17 protein-coding genes and 1 riboswitch are annotated in these 22,158 nt (G+C 69.1%); of the genes, 7 read left to right on the forward strand and 10 right to left on the reverse strand.

From position 1 onward, the window contains the following. Positions 1-6 precede the first annotated feature (6 nt). Complete coding sequence (gene ku / locus V5F63_RS09620) at positions 7-933, reverse strand: non-homologous end joining protein Ku (RefSeq protein ID WP_394102274.1); 927 nt, start codon at positions 931-933, stop codon at positions 7-9. Positions 934-1,140: 207 nt separating this feature from the next. Beyond that, positions 1,141-1,425 (reverse strand): hypothetical protein, encoded by a 285-nt coding sequence (locus tag V5F63_RS09625; RefSeq protein ID WP_209488819.1) that lies wholly within the window; start codon positions 1,423-1,425, stop codon positions 1,141-1,143. 131 nt (positions 1,426-1,556) lie between these two features. On the opposite strand from V5F63_RS09625, the gene lhpI reads away from it, so the two are divergent. Continuing rightward, a complete protein-coding gene (gene lhpI, locus V5F63_RS09630; protein ID WP_394102275.1) occupies positions 1,557-2,495 on the forward strand; it encodes a bifunctional Delta(1)-pyrroline-2-carboxylate/Delta(1)-piperideine-2-carboxylate reductase in 939 nt (312 codons plus the stop codon). A gap of 99 nt (positions 2,496-2,594) precedes the next feature. On the opposite strand, the gene thiC is transcribed toward lhpI, so the two are convergent. Together thiC and V5F63_RS09640 are read right to left on the reverse strand one after the other, a co-directional pair. Next, positions 2,595-4,469 carry a phosphomethylpyrimidine synthase ThiC gene (gene thiC, locus V5F63_RS09635; RefSeq protein WP_394102276.1) on the reverse strand — a complete coding sequence of 625 codons (1,875 nt, stop codon included), beginning with the start codon at positions 4,467-4,469 and terminating at the stop codon, positions 2,595-2,597. Positions 4,470-4,550: 81 nt separating this feature from the next. Continuing rightward, a riboswitch (TPP riboswitch) is annotated at positions 4,551-4,683 on the reverse strand. A gap of 84 nt (positions 4,684-4,767) precedes the next feature. Beyond that, positions 4,768-5,067 (reverse strand): hypothetical protein, encoded by a 300-nt coding sequence (locus V5F63_RS09640; protein WP_209488822.1) that lies wholly within the window; start codon positions 5,065-5,067, stop codon positions 4,768-4,770. Positions 5,068-5,374: 307 nt separating this feature from the next. Between V5F63_RS09640 and V5F63_RS09645 the strand changes: the two genes are divergently transcribed. The 3 genes from V5F63_RS09645 to msrQ all read left to right on the forward strand — a co-directional run bounded on the left by V5F63_RS09645 (position 5,375) and on the right by msrQ (position 8,924). Further along, positions 5,375-6,169: a thymidylate synthase gene (locus V5F63_RS09645; protein WP_394102277.1), complete on the forward strand. Its 795-nt coding sequence runs from the start codon at positions 5,375-5,377 to the stop codon at positions 6,167-6,169. Positions 6,170-6,754: 585 nt separating this feature from the next. Next, a complete protein-coding gene (locus tag V5F63_RS09650; RefSeq protein ID WP_394102278.1) occupies positions 6,755-7,885 on the forward strand; it encodes a tellurite resistance TerB family protein in 1,131 nt (376 codons plus the stop codon). A 181-nt stretch (positions 7,886-8,066) separates the two neighbouring features. Further along, positions 8,067-8,924 (forward strand): protein-methionine-sulfoxide reductase heme-binding subunit MsrQ, encoded by an 858-nt coding sequence (msrQ, locus tag V5F63_RS09655; RefSeq protein WP_394102279.1) that lies wholly within the window; start codon positions 8,067-8,069, stop codon positions 8,922-8,924. A 242-nt stretch (positions 8,925-9,166) separates the two neighbouring features. Here the strand turns inward: msrQ and V5F63_RS09660 are convergent, their stop codons facing one another. The 3 genes from V5F63_RS09660 to V5F63_RS09670 all read right to left on the reverse strand — a co-directional run bounded on the left by V5F63_RS09660 (position 9,167) and on the right by V5F63_RS09670 (position 14,722). Continuing rightward, positions 9,167-9,673 (reverse strand): acetone carboxylase subunit gamma, encoded by a 507-nt coding sequence (locus tag V5F63_RS09660; RefSeq protein WP_209488826.1) that lies wholly within the window; start codon positions 9,671-9,673, stop codon positions 9,167-9,169. Between the two features lie 221 nt (positions 9,674-9,894). After that, on the reverse strand, positions 9,895-12,225 hold the full coding sequence (locus V5F63_RS09665; RefSeq protein ID WP_394102280.1) for a hydantoinase B/oxoprolinase family protein: 2,331 nt from the start codon (positions 12,223-12,225) through the stop codon (positions 9,895-9,897). A gap of 343 nt (positions 12,226-12,568) precedes the next feature. Beyond that, positions 12,569-14,722: a hydantoinase/oxoprolinase family protein gene (locus V5F63_RS09670; protein WP_394102281.1), complete on the reverse strand. Its 2,154-nt coding sequence runs from the start codon at positions 14,720-14,722 to the stop codon at positions 12,569-12,571. A 428-nt stretch (positions 14,723-15,150) separates the two neighbouring features. Here V5F63_RS09670 and V5F63_RS09675 point away from each other — a divergent pair, with 428 nt between their 5' ends. Beyond that, entirely contained in the window at positions 15,151-17,046 is a 1,896-nt protein-coding gene (locus tag V5F63_RS09675) for a sigma-54-dependent Fis family transcriptional regulator (protein WP_394102282.1), read from the forward strand. 30 nt (positions 17,047-17,076) lie between these two features. On the opposite strand, the gene miaA is transcribed toward V5F63_RS09675, so the two are convergent. Then, positions 17,077-18,015: a tRNA (adenosine(37)-N6)-dimethylallyltransferase MiaA gene (miaA, locus tag V5F63_RS09680; protein ID WP_394102283.1), complete on the reverse strand. Its 939-nt coding sequence runs from the start codon at positions 18,013-18,015 to the stop codon at positions 17,077-17,079. Between miaA and serB the strand changes: the two genes are divergently transcribed. Beyond that, positions 18,014-18,913, forward strand: coding sequence for a phosphoserine phosphatase SerB (gene serB / locus V5F63_RS09685; protein WP_209488831.1), 900 nt, complete (start codon positions 18,014-18,016; stop codon positions 18,911-18,913). The two genes, miaA and serB, sit on opposite strands and share 2 nt — an antisense overlap. 17 nt (positions 18,914-18,930) lie before the next feature. Here the strand turns inward: serB and V5F63_RS09690 are convergent, their stop codons facing one another. Further along, a complete protein-coding gene (locus tag V5F63_RS09690) occupies positions 18,931-20,148 on the reverse strand; it encodes a DUF2865 domain-containing protein (RefSeq protein ID WP_209488832.1) in 1,218 nt (405 codons plus the stop codon). A 136-nt stretch (positions 20,149-20,284) separates the two neighbouring features. Next, complete coding sequence (locus tag V5F63_RS09695) at positions 20,285-21,373, reverse strand: TRAP transporter substrate-binding protein (protein ID WP_394029423.1); 1,089 nt, start codon at positions 21,371-21,373, stop codon at positions 20,285-20,287. 216 nt (positions 21,374-21,589) lie between these two features. Here V5F63_RS09695 and V5F63_RS09700 point away from each other — a divergent pair, with 216 nt between their 5' ends. Further along, a complete protein-coding gene (locus V5F63_RS09700) occupies positions 21,590-22,144 on the forward strand; it encodes a CreA family protein (RefSeq protein WP_394102284.1) in 555 nt (184 codons plus the stop codon). The last annotated feature ends 14 nt before the right edge of the window (positions 22,145-22,158 follow it).

The following is a 22,158-nucleotide window of genomic DNA, read 5'->3' on the forward strand; positions in this document are numbered from 1 at the left end:
CGCCTCTCAGCTCGCCTTGCGGGTGGTCTTGCGGGATGGCGCTGGCTTCTCGGCGGCGGCGTTCTTGCCGGCCTTGGCTTTGGCCGGCGCTTTCTTGCCGCTGCCGGAAGCCTTCCCGCTCGCGCCCCCTGTCGCTTTGGCGCTGGCGCGCTCTGTCGCCTTGGCGCTGGCGCGCAGGGCCTCAAGAAGGTCCACCACCTTCTCTTCCTTGCGCGGCGGGGCCTTCGGGAGGGGCTTGCCTTCCATCTTGGCGCGCACCAGCTCTGCCAAGGCGCTCTCGTAGCGGTCCTGATAGGCCATGGGGTCGAATGTGCCGGCCTTGGTCTTGATGATGTGGGTGGCGAGATCGCGCATCTCGGCGGTGATCTTCACCTCCGGCACGTCGGCGAACGCCTCCTGCGCCGAGCGCACCTCGTAATCGAAGGAGAGGGTGGAGGCGAGCAGCGCGCCGCCTTCCTCGGTCGGGCGGATGAGCAGCCGGCGCACGCGGCGGAACAGAAGCGCCTCGCCCAGCGCGGCGACCTTCTGGGCCGCCATCCCGCGCTTGAGGATTTCGAAAACCTCGGCGGCGGCCTCGTCCACCGGAGCGAGGAAATAAGGGCGGTCGAGATAGACCGTATCGATGCCGTCGCAGGGCAGAAAGGCGTCGATGGAAATCGTCTTGTCGTTGTCCGGAAGAACAGCCGCCGCTTCTTCGGGCTCGATGGTGATGTATTCGCCCTTGGAGACTTCGTAGCCGCGCACCTGCGCGTCGTTTTCCACCGGCTCGCCGGTTTCCTCGTCCACATATTGCCGGCGCAGGCGGTGGCCGCTCTTGCGGCTGACCATGTGCAAACTGATGCGCTCGGACGTGGAGGCAGCCGCATAGAGCCCGACAGCGCAGCTCAGCGCGCCGACGGTGAGAAACCCCTTCCAGCTCGCCCGTGGCGCCATCTCGCCCCTCGTTGCAGGCTTCGTCTGTCAGAGCACACCCGCGCGGCGGCGGGGGCAAGGGAAAATGCCATCCCTTGAAGGACAGTCATGGCCCGGCTTGTCCGGGCCATCCACTCCGCCGCCAGAGATCAAGGACCCCGACTGGGCCGTCCCGTGGATCCCCCGGACGAGCCGGGGGATGACACCGGTGCAAATGGAGGCCGAGCCTCAACCGTGCAGCCGCCGCGCGTAGAAGGTCGCCAGCAGCCGGGCTTCGGCTTCGGACCCCGCGCGGATCGGCGCGGAAGCGTCATCCAGCACCCGCCACGTCCAGCGGCGGTCGTGGCAGTCGAGGCGCGCGACGGGCATGCCGTCGCAGATCAGCACCTCGCTGCCTGCCGCCTTTGCGCGCCATTCGAGGATTGGCTCTGAGCCCGGCGGCGCGTGGAAGAAGCTGCCGGCCTCGTGGAGGAAATGGCGGATGGGTCCGCGGCTCGCTGCATCGTGGTGCATCGAAGGTCTCCTTTGCAGAACCAAGTGGCCGCGCCGCCCTTTGGTTCCGTGCGGTCGCGGCAACGCCCTGTGCCGTTGCGGCGCTTTGGCCGCTCTTGGTCTAGAAGAGGTTTCCGGAAGGGAGAGGCGGCATGATCGCGTTCTATGATGCGGGCGAGGTCGAGGCGGCGCTGACCTATGAGCGCCTCGTGCCGGCGCTCCGGGCGGCCTTCGCGGCGGCGGAGGTGGAATCGCCGGTGCGCGGCGTCCATCACGTCGGCACGGACGAGACGCCCGGCCGGCTCCTCACCATGGCGGCGTGGCGGCCCGGCGCGGTGTTCGGCGTGAAGCTGGTGAATGTGTTTCCGGCCAATGGCGCCAAGGGCCTCGGCGCGGTGCACGGGATCTATACCCTGTTCGACGGCACCACCGGCGTGCCCACCGCCGTCATCGAGGCGGATGCGCTCACCAACCGGCGGACGGCCGCGACCTCCGCGCTTGCCTCCACCTTCCTCTCGCGGATGGACAGCCAGACGCTGACCGTGGTCGGAACCGGCAATCTCGCCTTCCAGCTGGCGCAGGGCCATTGCGCCGTGCGGCCTATCCGCCGCGTGCTGGTGTGGGGCCGCGTGCCGGAGCGCGCCGCCGCCATGGCGGATCGGCTGAAGGCACTAGGCCTGCCGGCCGAGCCCGCGCCCGACCTGTCCGCCGCCGTCGCTGCCGCCGATATCATCACGAGCGCCACCACCTCCGACGTGCCGCTGGTGCTGGGGCGGGACGTGCGGCCGGGCACCCATGTGGACCTCGTGGGCGCCTTCACCCCAACCATGCGCGAGAGCGACGATGCGCTCATCCGCGCCAGCGATGTCTATGTGGACACTTATGCCGGCGCCCTCGGCGAGGCCGGCGACCTGCTGCTGCCGGCGGCGGCGGGGGTGTGGTCCACCGATCAGGTGAAGGCCGACCTCTACGAGCTATGCGCCGGCAGGACGGAGGGGCGGACGGACGCGGACGCCATAACGGTCTTCAAGTCCGTGGGCGCGGCCATCGAGGATCTGGTGGCGGCCGAGCTGGTGGCGCGTCGGCGATAGGTTCCGCGGAGGGCCGGGAAAAGCCGGACCCTCCACCAGTTGCTCGGGCGGGACGAAAAGGCCCTCCGGTCCAGCCGGAGGGCGACGCTCAGGTGCCGCTCACTCCGCCGCGGCGGGCGGGGGAGGGGCGACTTCGGGAGCGGGCGTGTAGATCAGGCCGCCGCCGTCGCGGAACTTCTGGGCCATTTCGGCCATGCCCGCGGAGGCGAGGTTGTCGGCCTGGGCGCGGGCGATGTCGCCGGCTTCCAGCTTCAGCTCCTGCGAGATCTTCATGGAGCAGAACTTCGGCCCGCACATGGAGCAGAAGTGCGCCACCTTGGCCCCCTCGGCGGGGAGCGTCTCGTCGTGGAAGCGCTCGGCCGTCTCCGGATCGAGCGACAGCGCGAACTGGTCGCGCCAGCGGAAGCTGAAGCGGGCCCGGGAGAGCGCGTCGTCGCGGATGCGCGCCGCCGGGTGGCCCTTGGCGAGGTCGGCGGCGTGGGCGGCGATCTTGTAGGAGATGACGCCGGTCTTCACGTCGTCGCGGTCGGGCAGGCCGAGATGCTCCTTCGGCGTGACGTAGCAGAGCATCGCCGTGCCGAACCAGCCGATCATCGCCGCGCCGATGGCGGAGGAGATGTGGTCGTAGCCGGGGGAGATGTCCGTCACCAGCGGGCCGAGGGTATAGAACGGCGCCTCGTGGCAGACCTTGAGCTGCTTCTCCACATTCTCGCGGATGAGGTGCAGCGGCACGTGGCCGGGGCCTTCGATCATCACCTGGCAATCATACTTCCAGGCGATCTCGGTGAGCTGGCCAAGGGTTTCAAGTTCCGCAAACTGCGCCGCGTCGTTGGCATCCGCGATGGAGCCGGGGCGCAGGCCGTCGCCGAGGGAGAAGGAGACGTCATACTGGGCGAGGATCTCGCACAGCTCCTCGAAATGCTCGTAGAGGAAGCTCTCGCGGTGATGCGCGAGGCACCACTTGGCCATGATGGAGCCGCCGCGCGAGACGATGCCGGTGACGCGGTTGGCGGTGAGCGGCACGAAGGGCAGGCGCACGCCGGCGTGCACCGTCATGTAGTCCACGCCCTGCTCGGCCTGCTCGATCACCGTGTCGCGGAAGACTTCCCAGGTGAGATCCTCGGCGACGCCGTTCACCTTCTCCAGCGCCTGATAGAGCGGCACGGTGCCAATGGGCACCGGCGAGTTGCGCATGATCCATTCGCGGATGGTGTGGATGTTCTTGCCCGTGGACAGGTCCATCACCGTGTCGGCGCCCCAGCGGGTGGCCCACACCAGCTTGTCCACCTCCTCCGCCACGCCCGAGGTCACGGCGGAATTGCCGATGTTGGCGTTGATCTTGACGAGGAAGTTCCGGCCGATGGCCATCGGCTCGGTTTCGGGGTGGTTGATGTTGGCCGGGATGATGGCGCGGCCGCGCGCCACTTCCTGGCGCACGAATTCCGGCGTGATATCGGCCGGGATGGCGGCGCCGAGGCCCATGGCCTGATGGTGTGGATGGGCGCCGCCGTTCACCTTGGCGAGGTTCTCGCGGGCGGCGACATATTCCATCTCCGGCGTGATGATGCCGGCGCGCGCATAGGCCATCTGCGTCGGGCGCTTGCCCGGCTTGGCGCGCAGCGGCTTGCGGCCGGAGAGATCGAACTGCGGCAAGGTGGAGGACTGGCCGGCCTTCAGGCCATCGTCCTCGGGCCTGAAGGCCCGGCCGTCCACCTCTTCCACATCGCCGCGCTCGCGGATCCACTGGGCGCGCAGCTGCGGCAGGCCCTTGGTGAGGTCGATGACGGACTGCGGATCGGTATAGGGGCCGGAGGTGTCGTACACCTTCACCGGCGGCTCGGACGGATCGGACAGCCCGATCTCGCGCATGGCGACGCGCACGTCCGGCCGGGTGGCGGACACGAACACCTTGCGGGAATGGGGCAGCGGCCCGGTGGTGACTTTCAGGGAGGACGTCGAGGCTTCGTCCAGCATTGCGGATCTCCGTTCAGCTTGCGCTTTCAACGAGAACCGGGGTGTGAGCTAGGAGACGGGTGCGGGACGACGCTGAGCGCCGGTAAGCACAAGTTCCGATCCCTTCGCCGGTATGACCCGGATCAGGTTCGAAGGGTCATCGCGGCGCCGCGGAAGATGAATTCCGCGAACTTGCGATATCTCAGCCCCTTCCGGGGCCCCCCTTGGAACAAGGCCACTGTGATGTATACGAAAGCCCAATGTCAACGCTGCACCGCAGCGAACGCATGGGGGACGGTCACGCCGATGACGGCGAGCGTTACGCCGCGATGTGGGCGTGGTGCAGGCCCACCCGCTCGTGACCGCGCGATGACATCCGCTCGTCCTTGGCCGACCGCTCATGCTTGCGCGGGCGGGCCTCGGCCTTGATCTGGCGGAGCGCCTCGTCGAGCCTCGTGAGGGCGTCGCTGGCGGCGTGCTCCTCGGCGCAGCTGGAACCGGCTTCCCACGCGGCCTCGTTGCGGAAGTCCTCGGCCTGCGCCAGCTGCGCCAGATAGGCGCGAACATCCATCAGTGCGGCCTGGAGGGTGGTCTGCTGGAGGGTGGTCTGGGAACTCATATCGTTTGCCCTTGATCGTCAATCCGAGCGTTAAGTGATGGTCTAATACGGCCGCCGCGTGGCGAAATAGGGGGTGTCCGAAGGTCATACGCAGCGGAAATCACTCACTTTTCCGCTATCTGCCCCTCCCGCCACAGCTTCCCCAGGGGCGGCATGGCATCAGGAAACGGACAACCCTATTCGCGCGCATATGTGGACACCCGCCGCCGGCGGCTGGCTGCCTTGCGGCCCGCGCGCTAGACTGGTTCGGCGAAAGCCTTGTGAGGCTTGAGAGCCCCTCTGCCTTGATCTTGGCCGGACATACCTAATGGAAGCTTACCACCAGCTCCTGCACCGTATTCTCGACGAGGGCGTGCGCAAGGACGACCGCACCGGCACCGGCACGCTCTCCGTGTTCGGCCACCAGATGCGATTCGACCTCGGGGCCGGCTTCCCGCTCGTGACCACCAAGAAGCTGCACCTGAAGTCCATCGTCCACGAGCTTCTGTGGTTCCTCGCCGGCGACACCAACATCCGCTACCTGAAGGAAAACGGCGTCTCCATCTGGGATGAGTGGGCGGATGCCAGCGGCGATCTCGGCCCGGTCTACGGCCACCAGTGGCGCTCCTGGCCGACGCCAGAGGGCGGCGTGATCGACCAGATCGCGCAGGTGGTCTCGGACATCCGCCGCAATCCCGATTCGCGACGCCTCATCGTCACCGCCTGGAATCCGGCGGACGTGGCGAAGATGGCGCTGCCGCCCTGCCACTGCCTGTTCCAGTTCTACGTGCTGGAGGGCAAGCTCTCCTGCCAGCTCTACCAGCGCTCGGCGGACGTGTTCCTCGGCGTGCCGTTCAACATCGCCTCCTATGCCCTGCTCACCCACATGGTGGCGCAGGTGACGGGGCTCGGCGTCGGCGATTTCGTCCATACGCTGGGCGATGCGCACCTCTATGTGAACCATCTCGATCAGGCCCGCGAGCAGCTTTCCCGCACCCCGCGCGCGCTGCCCGTCCTGCGCCTGAACCCGGCGGCGAGGGACCTCTTCGCCTTCCGCTACGAGGACATCGAGATCGTCGGCTACGATCCCCACCCCGCCATCAAGGCCCCGGTGGCGGTGTAGGACGGGCCACGCTGCGGCGTGCGGGCGCCCACTCTCGACCGGCCTCGCCCATCCCCCTCGCTCTCACGAGCCATCATCCCCCGCCTTGTGCGGGGGATCCACCCAACCGCCCGTCGGCTTTGCGGAACCCGCCACCCCAGCGGCGGAGGTGTGGATCGCCCGGACCAGCCGGGCGATGACGGTGAATGCGCAGCGGTAACCCGTGACAGCGATGACGGTCGTCAGACGATCGTGGCATGGCGTGGATTTTGGTCCAGCTCTGGCCCCCACAGCTCGTTTCCCCGTCGGCTGAACGCCATCTCCAGCCGTCATCCCCCGCCGTGCGGACGATCCACCCCGCCGCGCATCCGGGTTTACGGATGCCGCACCCCCACCGGCCGAAGCGTGGATCTCCCGGATCAGCCGGGCGATGGCGGTGAAAAGCTGGGGCGGCGCCGCAGTCTGGCGTAGAGTGCGCCCGGCGCTGGCCCCCGGCTCGCGTGCACGTTCTTCCCTTGCGTGAGATCGTGCCCGCGGTTGGACTCAATAAGGTGCTAGCAGCCGAACACGAGCGGGCCGCGCGCCCGCATCATGAGGGAGGAAGCCATGGCCGGAACGGGTGATCTTCTCGGGCAGCTCATCGGCGCGGCGCTCGGCTCGGGCAGCGTGCGGGGCGGCGGCGCGCAGCAGGCCGGGGGCGGATTGCCGGGCGGCGGTCTTCCGGGCGGCCTCGGCGACATTCTCGGTCAGGTGCCCGGCGGCGGCGGTCGCGGCGCGCCCGGCGGTGGCGGCTCGGGCGGCAGCGGGCCCGGCGGATTGGGTGACATCCTCGGGCAGGTTCTGGGCAGCGGCGGTGCGCGTGGCGGCGGCGCGCCATCCGGCCTTCCGGGCGGCCTTGGCGATATTCTCGGACAGGTGCTCGGCGGCGGGCGGGGCGCGCCCCAAGGCGGCCCCTCGTCCGGCCCCTCGGGCGGCGCCTCGGCGGGTCCCACCGGCGGGCTTGAGGACATTCTCGGCCAGATCCTCGGCGGCGGGGGCCGACCCTCCGGCGGCTCGACGCGGGGGGGCGGCGTTTCCGGCGGCGCGGGCGGTGGGCTCGGCGATATCGCGGCGGACGCCCTCGGCCGCGGCGGCTCGAACCCGACCGGCGGCTACACCCCGCCGGAGATGCCCTCCGATTATCGCCAGCCGCAGCCCTCGCCGCAGCCCGGCCATCAGCCCTCCGCCGCCTCCGGTGGCAGCGACCTGATGAAATACGGCGGCCTCGCCATCATCGGCATGCTGGCCTGGAAGGCCCTGCGCAAATGGCAGGCCGGCTCCGGCGGGCGCTCGGCCTTCTCCTCCGGCTCGCCGGACGCGGCCTTCTCCCCCGCCGCGGCGCCGGGCGGGCCGGAAGCCTTCTCCGGCGTGCTGCTCTCGGCCATGGCCGCCGCCGCGCAGGCGGACGGGGAGATCGACGAGGAAGAGGTCTCGCGCATCGGCGGCGGGCTGGAGCGCATGGGCACCGCCTCGCCGGAGCGCGACGCGCTGATCGCCATCCTCACCACCCCGGTCGATCCCAACGAGGTGGTGGCCGCCGCGACGACGCCCGAGGCGGCGCTCCAGATCTACGCGGCCTCGGCCCTCGCCATCCGTCCGGACAACGACGCCGAGCACGCCTATCTGGACTGGCTTGCGGGTTCGCTCGGCATCGATCCCGGCCTGAAGGCGCAGATCGACGGCGAGCTGAACGCCTGAGCGGGCGAGCCACGCTCAGGCGCCGCGCGGAGTCACGTCGTGCGACCACGCTCAAACGCCGCGCGGGCTTGGCGTGCTCACGCCATCGTGCAGGCGCCGGCCGTAACGCCGCCGCAGGGGGCGGCGTAAGGGGAGGCGGGCGCCGGACGGGCGTCCGCGCAGTTTCGCCGGAAAGGACCCTATGCCCCTGTTTCACGAGCGCTCCGGCCGTTTCAGCCCCGAGAAGACCCTGTTCCTCGTGTCCAGCATCCTGCCCGCCGTCTGGCTGGTGGGTCTTGCCGCCAACGGCCAGCTGGGCGCGCGGCCGTGGACGGAAGCCATCCATTTCACCGGCCTGTGGGCCATCCGCTTCCTGGCCGTGACGCTGGCGGTGACGCCGCTGCGGCGGCTGTTCAACCTGCCGAAGCTCTATTTCGGACGGCGCATCTTCGGCCTTGCCGCGTTGGGCTACGCGGCGCTGCACCTCACGCTCTACATCATCGATCAGGGCTTCGGCCGGGCGCTGAGCGAGATCGTGCTGCGGGTCTATCTCACCATCGGCGCGGTGGCCGTGGCGCTGCTCGTGGCGCTGGGGGCCACCTCCACCGACGGCGCCATCAAGCGCCTCGGCGCGACGCGGTGGAACCGGCTGCACATGGCCGTCTATGCCATCGCGGTGCTGGGCAGCGTACATTTCTTCATGCAGTCGAAGCTGGATGTGACGGAGCCGGTGCTGATGGCGGGCCTGTTCCTGCTGCTCTTCGCCTTCCGCATCGCGGGGCGCGGCGGGAGGAGCGTGACGCCCCTCGGCATGGCCGGGCTCTCAGTGGTCGGGGCGGCGCTCACGGCGGGTGTGGAGATGCTGTGGTACGCGCTGGCGACGCGCGTGGACCCGTGGCTGGTGCTGGACGCGAACTTTACCCTCGATCTCGGCCCCCGCCCGGCGGTGTGGGTGCTGGCGATCGGCCTCGCCGTCGCGGCGCTCGCCGCCGTCAAGCCGCCAGCGCCGCGCCCGTCCCGGCGTGCGATGGCAGGCAAGGCGGAGGGCGCCGGGGCCTGACATGGGAAAGGAAGGGGGGCCCTGAGCCCCCCTTCCTCCCGCTCGACGCCGGGCTCCCGGCGAAGAGCCCGGCGAGGCTCGCAAGGGGCTCCCCTCTCCCCTTGCGGGAGAGGGGTTGGGGGCGAGGGGTGAACGCTTCCAGGGCTTCGGCCTGCGGGCCATACGGCGCTCACCCCGGCCCTCTCCCGCAAGGGGAGAGGGGGCGCGAACGGCGGGTTAGCGCCAGGGCCTCGACCCTGCCCTCACGCCGCCGCGCGTTCCGGCACCGGCAGGCCGAGCCATTCGGTGTAGAAGGCGTCGATGTCCGGCTCGAAATCGTGGATCACCGGATACCAGGGGGTCGGCGCCTCCACGTCATGGAGCGTGCCGCATTCGGGGCAGAAATATTCCCGGATCACCTGCCACGCGGGCGTCGGGGCCATGAGGCGGGGATAGATCTCCTCCATCTTCTGCGGCGTGTCGCGGACATGGACGCGGGCGTGCAGCTTCCAATTCTCCTTCCAGTCGCAGAAATCGTGGCCGCACTCGCAGCGCACGGTCCACTTCTTCGAGACCTTCTGCTGCACGATGAAGAGCTTCGGGCCGAGCGGCAGGATGATCTTCTCATCCCACGGCACGCGCTCCTGAAGGATTTCCACGTAGGTCACGAACCGCTCGGGGTCCTTCGGCGTGGAGAGCATCTGGTGCAGCGTATCTGGGTCGATCTTGCCTTCCACGAGATCGACGATCTTGGCGCGGGTATAGGACATGGTTTCCTCCTGATTGGTTTCATTGCGGCGTCATCCCCCGGCTCGTCGGAAGTCGGCTGTTGCCGACTTCCTCATCGGGGAATGGAACCCGGCAACGGCCGGGTTCCGGGGGATCACGGTGCCGCTCATCGGGCCGCATGGGCCTTGGGCACCGCTCTCGCCGCGGGGTGGATGCCCCGGACGAGCCGGGGCATGACGTCAGATGGAAGGGGAAATGCCCCTCACTCCTCCACGAACTGCACGGTGTGCACGTCCGGCAGTTCGGAGATGTCCATGGAGTAGCGCGAGCCGTAGGTGGGCACGCCGATGTCCTCCTCGTTGAGCACCCAGCTCTCCGGCAGGTCCCAGAAGCTCCGGAACTGCTGCTCGAACCTCGGGCCCAGCTTGAAGGAGGCGGCGAACATCTGCTGCACCTGGGTGCCCGCATCCTTGGCGAGGATCTTCTCGCGCTCGCCCTTCATCCACTCGCGGGTGGGGACGGATTTCGCGATGCGATCCTTGCGGATCTGCGCCCGGGCCGCCTTGGTGGCCGCCTCGTCCACCACCACGAGGCCCTCCGGCCCGGTCTTCACCACCACGCCGTAGACATCGCCGGCGAGGCGCTCCAGCACGTAGCCGCCGTTGATGTCGTCGGCCACGGCCTGCGGCTCGCGGTCGAGCGGATCACCGAAGCCGGGGCCGCCGCGCATGTAGTTGAGGTAGAGGTCGTAGTCGGAGAACATCTCCTCGGTGGTGATGGCCTGCTTGTCGCGCTTGATCTGCGCCTTGGGCAGCATCGCGTCCCAGGTGGGGTTCTCCGGGTCCGTGTCGCCGCCGAGCGGGATGTCGGCGCCGGAGGCGATCAGCTCCTTCAGCCCCGTCTTGTGGGCCGCGAAGCGATAGCCGGAGGCGGCGGGATAGCCGCCCATCAGGCCCCAGTCGGACGAGATGTGGCCGTTGCCCATGAAGAACATGGTCCAGTCCTTGGCGTTCCAGACCATGCGCAGGCTCTCGAAGCCGCAGCCGCCGCGATACTTGCCGGAGCCGCCCGAGGACGCCTTGATCTGCCGGCCGAGATAGATCAGCGGCTCGGCCAGTTCCCAGATCTCCATGTCGCCCATGTCGCCTTCCGGGTTCCAGATGGCGGCGGCGTGGGAGAGGCCGTCCTGCACCGCGGTCGCCCCGGTGCCGTTGGCGGCGCACTCGAACGAGTTCACGGCATGGATCTCGTCATACTGGTTGAAGCCGCCGCCCTGCAGCCAGTTGGAGGTGTTGGCGTTGCCCGCATTCACCTCCTCCAGATAGCCGCGGCCGAAATAGGAGCGCGACAGGCCGCGCCACAGGGCCGTCCAGGCGGACACCAGGAAGTGCCACGAATAGGAGAAGGCGACGCGGCGGTCGTCCGGGTTCATCCAGGTGCCCTTGGGCAGGCGGAACTCGGTGCCGTAGGCGGCGCCGTCATTGATCATCTCGGAGGGGATGAGCGTCTGGGTCATCATCACCCAGATGCCGGAGGTGAAGCTCACCTGATGGGCATTGTAGGTGTGCCAGCCCCAGCGGCTCGCGCCCTCGAAATCCAGCCGCCAGGTGCCGTCCTTGCGGATGGTCATCTCGCAGGGCGCGTGCATGATGGTGTCGAGCTTGGCGAAGTCGGAGGGCACCCGCACGTCCTCATGGGCGTAGGGCACGTCCACGAAGCCCACCTGCCGGTAGGTGCCGGGGATGGTCATGGCCTTGATGCGCGCCTGCAGGCCGAGGCGGCCATGCTCCACCGCCTCGTAGGCGAACTTCCAGTAGGCCTCGATGCCCTCTTCCGCGACCACCTCTTCCACCAGCTTGCGGATCATGTGGCAGCCGGCGATGCGGGTGCGCTCGTCCAGCATCCAGTAGCGGGTGGTGCGCACCATGCGCTGGCTCTCGTGCAGCCAGTCGCGGAACAGCTCGTCATTGGCGCCCACCTTGCGGCAGGTGATGGAATAGCCGTCGCCGAAGCGCTGCACCTGCCCCGTGGCCATGGAGCCCGGCCCCACCGCGCCGGTGTCGATGACGTGGGTGACGCCGCCCACCCAGCCGATCAGCTCGCCTTCCCAGAAAATGGGGACGATGGTGTGGATGTCGCAGGGATGGACGTTACCGATCAGACTGTCGTTGTTGCAGAAGATGTCCCGGTCGTGAACGCCCGGATTGGCCTCCCAATTGTTTTCGATCATGTATTTGATGGCCGCACCCATGGTTCCCACATGGATGATGATGCCGGTGGAGGTGAGAAGGCTGTCGCCCGCCGCATTGTAGAGGGTGAAGCACAGTTCGCCCTCCTGCTCCACGATGGGAGAGGCGGCGATCTTCTTGGCGGTCTCGCGCGCATCCACCACGCCGGCGCGCAGGCGGGAGAACAGCTTGTTGTAGAGGATGGGCTCGCTCTCGCGCAGCTCCAGGGTCTTCAGGCCGGCATAATGGCCGGTGGCCTTGGTGGCCGTCATCAGCCGGTCGCGATGCTCTTTGAGCGTCTCGCCGCCCCGGACGATGCCGCGGGTGGCGCCCTCAAGGCTGGTCTGCTTGACGTTGACGTTCATGGGGTCGTTTCCTCTTGAGATTGTTTGGGTTTGCTCCCCTCTCCCCGTGCGGGAGAGGGCATCTTCCCGTTTCTCCCCTCTCCCCTTGCGGGAGAGGGCATCTTCCCGTTTCTCCCCTCTCCCCTTGCGGGAGAGGGGCTGGGGGTGAGGGGTGGGCGGCGCATTGGCCATGGCAGAGCGCTGCGCGTACTCCCCTCTCCCCTCGCGGGAGAGGGGCCGGGGGTGAGGGGGCGGATGTCGCCCGAGGCTCCGCTGCCGGTTCAACCGGCGAGATACCCCTCACCCCATCCCTCTCCCGCAAGGGGAGAGGGGGCCCACCGCTCTGCTTGAGACGCGCCCGCCCTCACACCTCCTTCAGGTGGAAGAGCCGATGCCCGTCGAGCCAGGTCTCGAAACCGTCGGGCACGACGAAGGTGGTCGCGTCGGATTCGATGATGGCGGGGCCCATGACGCGGTTGCCGGGGCGCAGGGATTCCATCTTGTAGAGCTGCGCATCCACCCACTTCTTCTTGCGATAGAACTTGCGGGTGCCGATCTTTGCGTCTTCCGGCGGGGTCTCGCCCTCTTCCGGCTCCTTCGGGATGCGGGGCTTGGGGATCGGCACCATGCCGCGCATGATGGCGCCCGTCACCGAATAGCCCAGCTCCGGCGAGCGGGCGGACGCCGCATAGACGCGGCCATAGGTGGCGTTGAAGGCATCGGTGAGCTGGTCCCAGTCGCCGGCGGTGGCGGCGGAGGCCATGGGGCTCTCGATCTCCAGATCGTTCAGCTGCCCGCGATACTGCATGCGGTAGCCGGGCTGGAGCGTCACCTGGTCGGCCGAATAGCCGTTCAGCTTGAACTCCTCCAGCACGTTGTGGGTCAGCTCTTCCCACGCCGCCTGAAGGGTCTCGGCCGCCTTCACCTTGTCGGCCTCGGGGGCATCGGGGGGCATGTTGATGTCGAGGGACTTGTCGTAGCGATACTCGAAGTCCGCCGCCGCGCAGCCGAAGGCGGAGAAGCCGGCCGCCCAGGCGGGCACGATCACGTCCTCAAAGCCGAGGCCCTCCGTGTAGCCATAGGTGTGCACCGGGCCGGCGCCGCCGTAGGAGAAGCACACGAAGCTCGCCGGCGAGTAGCCCTTGCCGGAGATCATGGAGCGCAGGTAGTCGCGCAGATCGGAGTCCAGCAGCTCGATGATGCCGGCCGCCGCATCTTCCACCGAGAGGCCGAGCTTGTCGGCGATCTGCACCTTGATGGCATCCACCGAGCGCTGCCGGTCCAGCTTCACCGCGCCGCCAAGGAAGTTGTCGGGGTTCAGATAGCCGAGCACCATGTGGCAGTCGGAGATGGTGACGGTCTCGATGCCGCTCTCCTTCCAGCACACGCCCACCCGGTAGCCGGCCGAATCCGGGCCGAGCTTGATGGCGCGGGTGTAGGGATCGAGCCGGATGAAGGAGCCGGCGCCGGCGCCCACGGAATCCATCGCCACCAGCGGCAGGGAGAGAACCAGCCGGGCCATGTCCGGGTCGTTCTTGATGGTCATCTCGCCCTGGGTGATGAGCGCCACGTCGAACGAGGTGCCGCCGATGTCCGAGCAGGCGATGTTCTTGTAGCCGAGCACTTCACCCAGATACTTCGCGCCGATCACGCCGCCGATGGGGCCGGAGACGATGGTGCGGGCCAGCTCCTTCGCCTTCCAGGAGATGGTGCCGCCATGGGTCGCCATCACGCGGAAGTCGAACTTGGTGCCGCGCTCCTTGAAGGCGTTGGAGATCTTGGAGAGCGTCTGGCGCGAGGGCTCGGCGGCGTAGCCTTCGAGGATGGTGGTGTTGGTGCGGTGGGTTTCCTTGCGCACCGGATAGTAATCGGCCGAGGCGAAGACCGGGATCTTCTTGCCGCTCTTCTCCACTTCCTCCAGCACGATGTCGCGCACGCGGCGCTCGTTCACCGGGTTCTTGTAGGAGTGGAGCAGGGAGATGACGATGCCTTCCACATCGGCGGCGATCAGTTCGCGGGCCGCCGCGCGGGCGCTGTCCTCGCGCAGGGGGATCACCTGCGTGCCCATCATGTCGGTCCGCTCGATCACGCCGCGGGTGAGCTGGCGGGGCACCAGCGGCGGGTCGTAGCGGTGGGTGTTGAGGTGGATGCGGTCCTCATAGGCATAGCCGAGGTGGCTCTGCACCGCGCGGCCCATGCGGTGGAAATCCTCCATGCCGCGATTGACGATGAGGCCGCATTTCAGCCCCTTGCGCTGGACCACGCGATTGAGCATCGCGGTGCCGGAATAGACGCCCGTCTGGAGCTGGGCGAGCGCCTCGTGGAGCGACATGCCCCAGTTGGCGAGCCCGTCCTCAGAGGACGCGATGAGGCCGAGGGCCTCGTTCTGCGGCGTGGACTGGGCCTTGCCGACGACGAAGTCGCCATCCTGGTCCACGAAGAAGGTATCCGTCATGGTGCCGCCGGCGTCGATGCCGAGCACCTGGACGCTGCGCAGGTTTCCCACGGGAACGTTCACGCTCGTTTCCTCCCTGTCTTGCCGGCGTTGGATTTTTCGGTGCCGGCTCGCAGCATGAGGGGCAGGATGCGTGCCAATCACGATCGACTGTATAAATGCGAGGATTCTCCTGATATTTGTGCAATGCGTCATGTAATATGAAAGTCTTCGACTGTCCGATTTCCGGACACTTGTTGTCCGCCGCCCGGTCGTTTCAGACGACGACTGCCGCCGGGTCGCCGGCCGGACTTGCGAGCGGCATGAAAGTGCGCGTATTCTCCGGCCAAAGCCGCCGCCGCCGGCCTCGCTGCCGGCGGTCAGAATGCGGCACTTCAGGGAGTGAACCCGCCTGCGGGCGCTGCGGCCACCGGCCAAGGCCGCCCGCCGGCCAATGGCTCAGGCGGCGCACCACGGGAACGCCGCGCCGCCCGGCCCGGAGGGCAGAGCTGGTGCCACATCGCGAGATTGCGCGCGCCTGGGAGGCGTTTCATCAGGACGGCGCGGCCTCCGCCGTCATCCGCCCGGCGGTGATGGCGTCGTGGCAGCGCTCCCGCCTTCATCTCATCGCCGCCGACCGCGCGGCCGCCCCCCTCGTGAGCGAGGCGGAGCTGTTCCGCCGCCGCCACCAGAACAACCGCCTCGTCACCGCCGCCCGCCTCGCCATGGAGGAGGCGCGCCACCTCCTTTCCGATGCCCATTCCATGCTCATCCTCTCCGATCCGGACGGCACGATCCTGGAGGCGGAGGGCGATGCCCGCGCCCTCGATACCGGGCAGGAGGTGAAGCTCCAGCAGGGCGGCCTGTGGTGTGAGGCCGAGATCGGCACCAACGCCATCGGCACCGCGCTCGCCTGCGGGCGGCCGGTGCAGATCCACGCCGCCGAGCATTTCTGCGCCCCCGTCCAGCGCTGGACCTGCGCGGCGGCCCCGGTGCGCCATCCCCTCGACCGGGAGATCATCGGCGCGGTGGACATTTCCGGCTCCACCGACACCTTCAACCCGCAGAACCTCGCCCATGCGGTGGCCCTCGCCCACCAGATCGAGGCGGTGATCGGCCGGCGCATGGAGATGGAGCACGAGCAGGTGCTGCGCCATTTCCTCTCCAAGCGTTCGCTGTGGCTCACCGAGGAGATCCTCGCCTTCGGCCGCTCCGGCGCGCTCATCTATTCCACCGACCGCGCTCTGAAGGAGGCCGCGCGCCGCTCCGACCGGCTCATCACGGACGGGCGCCTCGCCGCCCTCAAGGATGTGACGCCCGACGCCTGGGCGGAGCGCATCGGCCAGCTTCTGCCCGGGGCCAGCGTCGAGATCGTGCGGGAGGATGGCGAGGAGATCGGCGGCGTGGTGGTGCTCCACGCGGCGCGCCGGCCCAAACCGGCCCAGCGCGATCCCGCCCGGGAGCTGGAGCCCCTCGCATTCGACGCCATCATCGGCGAGAGCGCGCTCATGCAGGAGGTGAAGGCCAAGGCGCGCCGCATGGCGGACAGCGGCCTGCCCATCCTCTTGGAAGGCGAGACCGGCGTGGGCAAGGAGGTGTTCGCCCGCGCCATCCACGGCGTGCGCGCGCCGGCCGGCCCCTTCGTGCCGCTCAATTGCGGCGGCCTGCCGCGCGATCTCATCGCCAGCGAATTGTTCGGCTACGAGAAGGGGGCCTTCACCGGCGCCGACGCGGCCGGCAAGCAGGGCAAGGTGGAGGCGGCGGACGGCGGCCTGCTCTGCCTCGACGAGATCGGCGAGATGCCGCTGGAGCTGCAATCCTATCTGCTGCGCGTGCTGGAAGACGGCGTGGTCTATCGCGTCGGCGGCCACACCGGACGGCGGGTGGACCTGCGCCTCGTCTCCATGACCAACCGCGACCTCACCGGCGAGGTGGCGGCGGGGCGCTTCCGGAAAGACCTGTTCTATCGCATTGCCGCGCTGCGCCTGCGCATCCCCCCGCTACGCGAGCGGGGCGACGACGTGCTCCTCCTGCTCGATCACATCGGCCGCAGCGCCGCCGCCCGCGCCGGCCTCCCGCCCCCGCGCTTCACGGACGCCGCCCGCGCGGCGCTCGCCGCCTATGCCTGGCCGGGCAATGTGCGCGAGCTGCGCAACGTGGTGGAGATGCTCATCGCCATGGGCAGCGCCGACGCGCCCATCGATGTCGGCGACCTGCCGCCGGAAATCGCCACCGCCGCCGAGGCCCCACCCCCGGCCACCGATCTGCGCACCGTGGAGGAAGCCGCCATCCGCGCCGCCGTGGAGGCCTGCGGCGGCAACCTCACCCGCGCCGCCCGCCGCCTCGGCATCGCCCGCTCGACACTCTACATGCGCCTGGCCGCGCTGGAGGCGAAGGGGGAGGGGTAGGGGCAGAGTGGCCGAAGGCCCGTCGCCCCATCACCCCGCCAGCATTCCCATCAATACCTCCAGCGCAGTCTCCGGCGTGGCGCGCGGCCAGTCGGGCATCTGGTGGCGGAAGAAGGTGGTCTGCCTTTTGGCATAGCGGCGGGTGTCGCTCTGGCCCTCGGCGATGGCCTCGGCGAGCGACATTTCCCCCCTGAGATAGCGCGTGAGGGCCGGCGCGCCGTGGGCCTTCAGCACCGTGCGGTCGGGCGCGAGGTTGCGCGCGGCGAGGGTGCGGACCTCCTCCAGCGCACCGGCTTCCATCATGGCCTCGAAGCGGGCATCGATGCGCTGGCGCAGCAGGTCGCGGTCGACCTCCAGCACGATCTTCGCGCAGCGGGCGGCATCAAGCACGGGGGGCTGAGCGTCGCGCTGCCAGTCGGTCAGGGAGCGGCCGGTGGCGTGGATCACCTCCAGCGCGCGCAGCACGCGCTGGCGGTCGTTCACCTTCAGCCGCCCGGCGCTCGCGGGATCGACCGCCGCGAGGCGGGCGTGGAGGGCGGCGCTGTCCAGCGCCTCGGCCGCGCCGCGCACCTCGGCGCGCACGGCTTCGGGAATGGCGGGAATTTCGGCAAGCCCCTGCGTCAGCGCCCGGAAATAGAGCCCCGTGCCGCCCACGAACACCGGCAGACGCCCCGCCGCGCGCGCCTCGCCAAGGGCGCGTTTCGCATCCTCCAGCCAGCGGCCGACGGAATAGTCCGTGTCCGCATCCACATGGCCGTAGAGGCCGTGGGGGACCCGCGCCATTTCCGCGACGGTCGGCCGCGCCGTGAGGACGTGAAGATCGCCATAGACTTGCATGGAATCTGCATTGAGGACGATGCCGCCCGTTCGCTCGGCCACGGCCAGCGCGCGTGCCGACTTGCCGCTGGCGGTCGGACCTGCGATGAGCACCGCCAAAGCTTTTCCCCCGTCGAGCTCAGAAAATTCCATGGCCTACGTCGCGACGCTGATTTCAAACCCATCTGCCCCGGCTTTGACCTACGAGGCAATCCATGCCGCCCTTTCCGTGCTGCCCGAGGCGCAGGATCCGGTGGTCCTGGACGAGGGCGTGGCGGTGGACATCCATTTCGCCCCGGAACTCGCGGCCGATGCCGGCGCGCTGGCGGATGCGGTGCGCGGTGCGCTGAACGGCGCCCCCATCGATGTGGTGGTGCAGCTGGAGACCGGCCGGCGCAAGCGCCTGTTCCTCGCCGACATGGATTCCACCATGATCGGGCAGGAGTGCATCGACGAGCTGGCCGACCTCGTGGGCCTGAAGGCGCATGTCTCCGCCATCACCGAGCGCGCCATGCGCGGCGAGATCGCCTTCGAGCCGGCGCTGCGCGAGCGCGTGGCGCTGCTGCGTGGTCTTTCGGCCAGCGTGGTGGGCGACGTGCTGCGCGAACGCATCACCCTGACCCCCGGCGGGCCGGAGCTGGTGGGCACCATGAAGGCGAACGGCGCCTATGCCGCCCTCGTCTCCGGCGGCTTCACGCTGTTCACCCAGGAGATCGCCGCGCGCATCGGCTTCGACGAGCACCGCGCGAACGAGCTGCTGGTGGAGGCGGGCACGCTGGTGGGCAGTGTGGCCGAGCCCATCCTCGGCCGCGAGGCCAAGCTCGCGACGCTGGTTGACCTGCGCGACCAATTGCACCTCGCCCCCTCCGAGACCATGGCCGTGGGCGACGGCGCCAACGATCTCGCCATGCTGGGCGAGGCGGGCCTCGGCGTCGCCTATCACGCCAAGCCCGCCGTGGCGGCGGCGGCCCATGCCCGTGTCGATCACGGCGACCTCACCGCGCTGCTCTACATGCAGGGCTACAGCCGCAACGAGTTCCGGATCGCCTGAGCGGGCGGGGCTGCCGCCTATTGCGCCGTACCCTGGCCGGCGGCGGTGCCCTGCTGGGTCTGGGCGTTCTGCGAGCGGGGCAGGGGGATGACGCGCACCTTGCGCTGGCCCGGCTGCTCGGAGGCGGGGGCGAGCGGGGCGGCGACGGTGGCGGCCACGGGACCGCCGGCGGCGGCCTCGGCGGCGGCGGTGCTGCCGGCCGGGGGCTTGGCGCCGGCCTTGCCGCCCTTGGTCGGGTCGGCGGGGCGCGGGGCGGACATTTCGCGCGCCTGCTCCTCGGTCACCAGAATGTCGCCCTTGCGCAGGGTGGTCTCGTCCTCAAGCCCCGCGAGCGCCTGCGCCCACGACTGGCCGGCCGGCTTGCACGTGCAGGACGGCACCAGCTCCTTGCGGTAGCGCAGGGCGTTGGGCAGCGACATGTAGGACTGGCCGGAGATGCTCACCGCCGACTTGATATCGCCGCTGAAGGTGAACAGCTGCGCGTCCGAGCCGGGGCACAGCCGCTTGCAGAGCTGGTCGTCCTGCGCGTAGCGGCTGGCGTTGGTGGAATTGGCCATGGGGAAGAAGTAGCCGTCGCACGTCCTGACGCACACGGTGCGCGAGTAATAGGTCTTCGGCGTTTCCAGCGGCATCAGGTCGAGGTCGGGCGAGGATTCCTCGGGCTGGGTCTGCTGGGTGCCGAAGATGGCCTCGAAGAAGTTCTTCGGCCGCGCCGGCTCGTTGGCGCGGCGGGCGGCCTGCACGGCGGCGGTGTATTGCGGGCCGCAATTGTTCTGGGCGAGGGCGATGATGAGCGCCCGGCGCTGGCCGCCGGTGTCGGCACCGCCGCGCTCGAGGCCGGCGATCTGCGACCTGAGGCGCGAGACCTGATCGTCGATCTGGTCGCACTGGGGCGGCCGGGGCGGGCCCTGGAAGATGAGGAAGCCGCGCGGCGCATCGCAGCCCATGCCGCGCGCCTGCGCCGTGAGGCGGTCGAGATCGCCGCGGAGCCTGGCGGCCTGCGCCTGCTGGTTGGCGGCGCCGCCGGCGCTGCGGTCGAGGGCCATCAGGGAGCCTTCGAGCTGCTGGCACGCGGGGCTGCCGGCCTGCGCCAGAGCGGTCCCCGCCGTGGTGACGGCGACCATGAGGCCCAGGGCCAGACGGCGGAGCGAACCCATGGCCAGCCGGCCCGTCGTGCCGCTCGCACCCTTCAGGGCAACCGGGCTTCCGGCGCCGATCCCTCGCGCGGACTCCATCCTCAGCTCTTCTCTCCACTGGCGCCGTGCCGAACCGTGACCGGTCCGGCGCCCCTCTATAACCCCACAGCGCGGGGCAATGGTGACGAAACTGTGGCCCCTCGCCGGAAGGTGAGGGGCCGGTCCTGGCCCGCCGTCAGCCCCGGCCGCGCGAGCGGATGTTGTAGCTGTCGAACGCATATTCCGCGATCTGCCACCACACCAGCTGGTCGGCGCGGATGGCGAGCATGGAGTCGAGCGCCTGCTTGAAGGCCGGGTTGGCTGCGGCAAGCTCGTTGTACAGCTCGTAGGACGCCTTGTAGCCCGCCTCCATGATGGATTGCGGGAAGGGCTTCAGCTCAACCCCCTGCTGCACCAGCCGGCGCAGGGCGGGGGGGTTCACCGAATCGTACTTGGCCAGCATCCAGTTGTTGGCGGCCTCGGCGGCGTTGCGGACGATGGCCTGGTAGTGCTTCGGCAGCGCGTTCCACTGGGCGTTGTTGATGACGAGGTGCAGCATGGCGCCGCCCTCCCACCAGCCGGGGTAGTAGTAATATTTGGCCACCTTCACGAGGCCGAGCTTCTCGTCGTCATAGGGGCCGACGAACTCCGCCGCGTCGATGGAGCCGCGCTCCAGCGCCGGGTAGACGTCGCTCGGGGCGATCTGCTGCGGCACCACGCCGAGCTTCGCCAGCACCTGCCCGCCGATGCCGCCGATGCGGAATTTCAGGCCCTTGAGGTCGGCGACGTCGTTCAGCTCCTTGCGGAAGAAGCCGCCCATCTGGCAGCCCGAATTGCCGAGCGGCATGGAGGTGACATTGTACTTGGCGAGCACGCCGTTGATGATCTCGGCGCCGCCGCCGAAGAACCACCACGAGTGCTGCTGGCGCGAGTTGAAGCCGAACGGCACGCCCGTGCCGAAGGCGAGCGCGGTGTCCTTGCCGGTGTAGAAATAGGTGGCGGTCTGGGCGCACTCCAGCGAGCCGCTGGACACGGCATCGAGCGCCTGCAGGCCCGGCACCAGCTCGCCGGCCGGGAAGGTCTGGATCTGGAAGCGGCCGTCCGTGGCCTCGGCCACGTATTTGGCGAAGATCTGCGCGGTGCCGAAGATGGTGTCGAGGGAGCGCGGGAAGGAGGAGGTGAGGCGCCACTTCACCTCGGGCTGGGTCTGCGCGAGGGCGGGGGCGGCGACCGCGCCGGTGGCGAGCGCGGTGGCGGACGCGCCAATGAAGTGGCGGCGCTTGATCTCCATGGATGTGCTCCTTGGGCCGGTTGATCGGCTCTCTGGCTTGGGGCGAACGCGTGTGGGGCGAAAGGGGTGTCACGCGGCGCGCCGGCCGTCAATGTCGGCGCTGAGTGGCACCATGATATTGCGCCGCTCTTCCGCTCAGGGCGGCGCTTCCCATATGTCGGATGCCCGCGCGTTCGGGCGCCGGGCTGAGGCCGCTTTCCGGGGAGTTCCATGACGCACGCTTTCTCGACCGTCCGTCCCACCGTCACCTGCCGTCTCGGCCGCCTCGCACTTGCGTGCGCGCTCGGCGTCGCGGCGCTCGCGGGCGGGCCGGCGCTGGCGCAGGAGCCCGACCTCATCTTCCGCAAGTCCACGGTCTGGAAGTTCCTGACCCCCGACGACAAGCTCGCCGTCTACGGCATCGACGACCCGGTGGTGAACGGCGTGGCCTGCCACTACACCACGCCCGAGAAGGGCGGCGTGAAGGGCATGGTGGGCCTCGCGGAGGAAGTCTCCGACATTTCCCTCGCCTGCCGGCAGGTGGGGCCGATCTCGTTCAAGTCGAAGTTCGAGCAGGGCGACGTGGTGTTCCGCGAGAGCCGCTCCTTCTTCTTCAAGAAGATGCAGATCGTGCGCGGCTGCGACACCAAACGGAACGTGCTCGTCTATCTCGTCTATTCCGACAAATTGATCGACGGCAGCCCGAAGAACTCCACCTCCACCGTGCCGGTCATGCCCTGGGGTGGCAATGCCGACGTGCCGAAGTGCGCGGACTTCCTGAAGTAGCGGCAGGATGAACG

The organism is Xanthobacter wiegelii (genome assembly GCF_043193855.2).
In the GTDB taxonomy this organism is placed as follows: Bacteria; Pseudomonadota; Alphaproteobacteria; order Rhizobiales; family Xanthobacteraceae; genus Xanthobacter; species Xanthobacter flavus_A.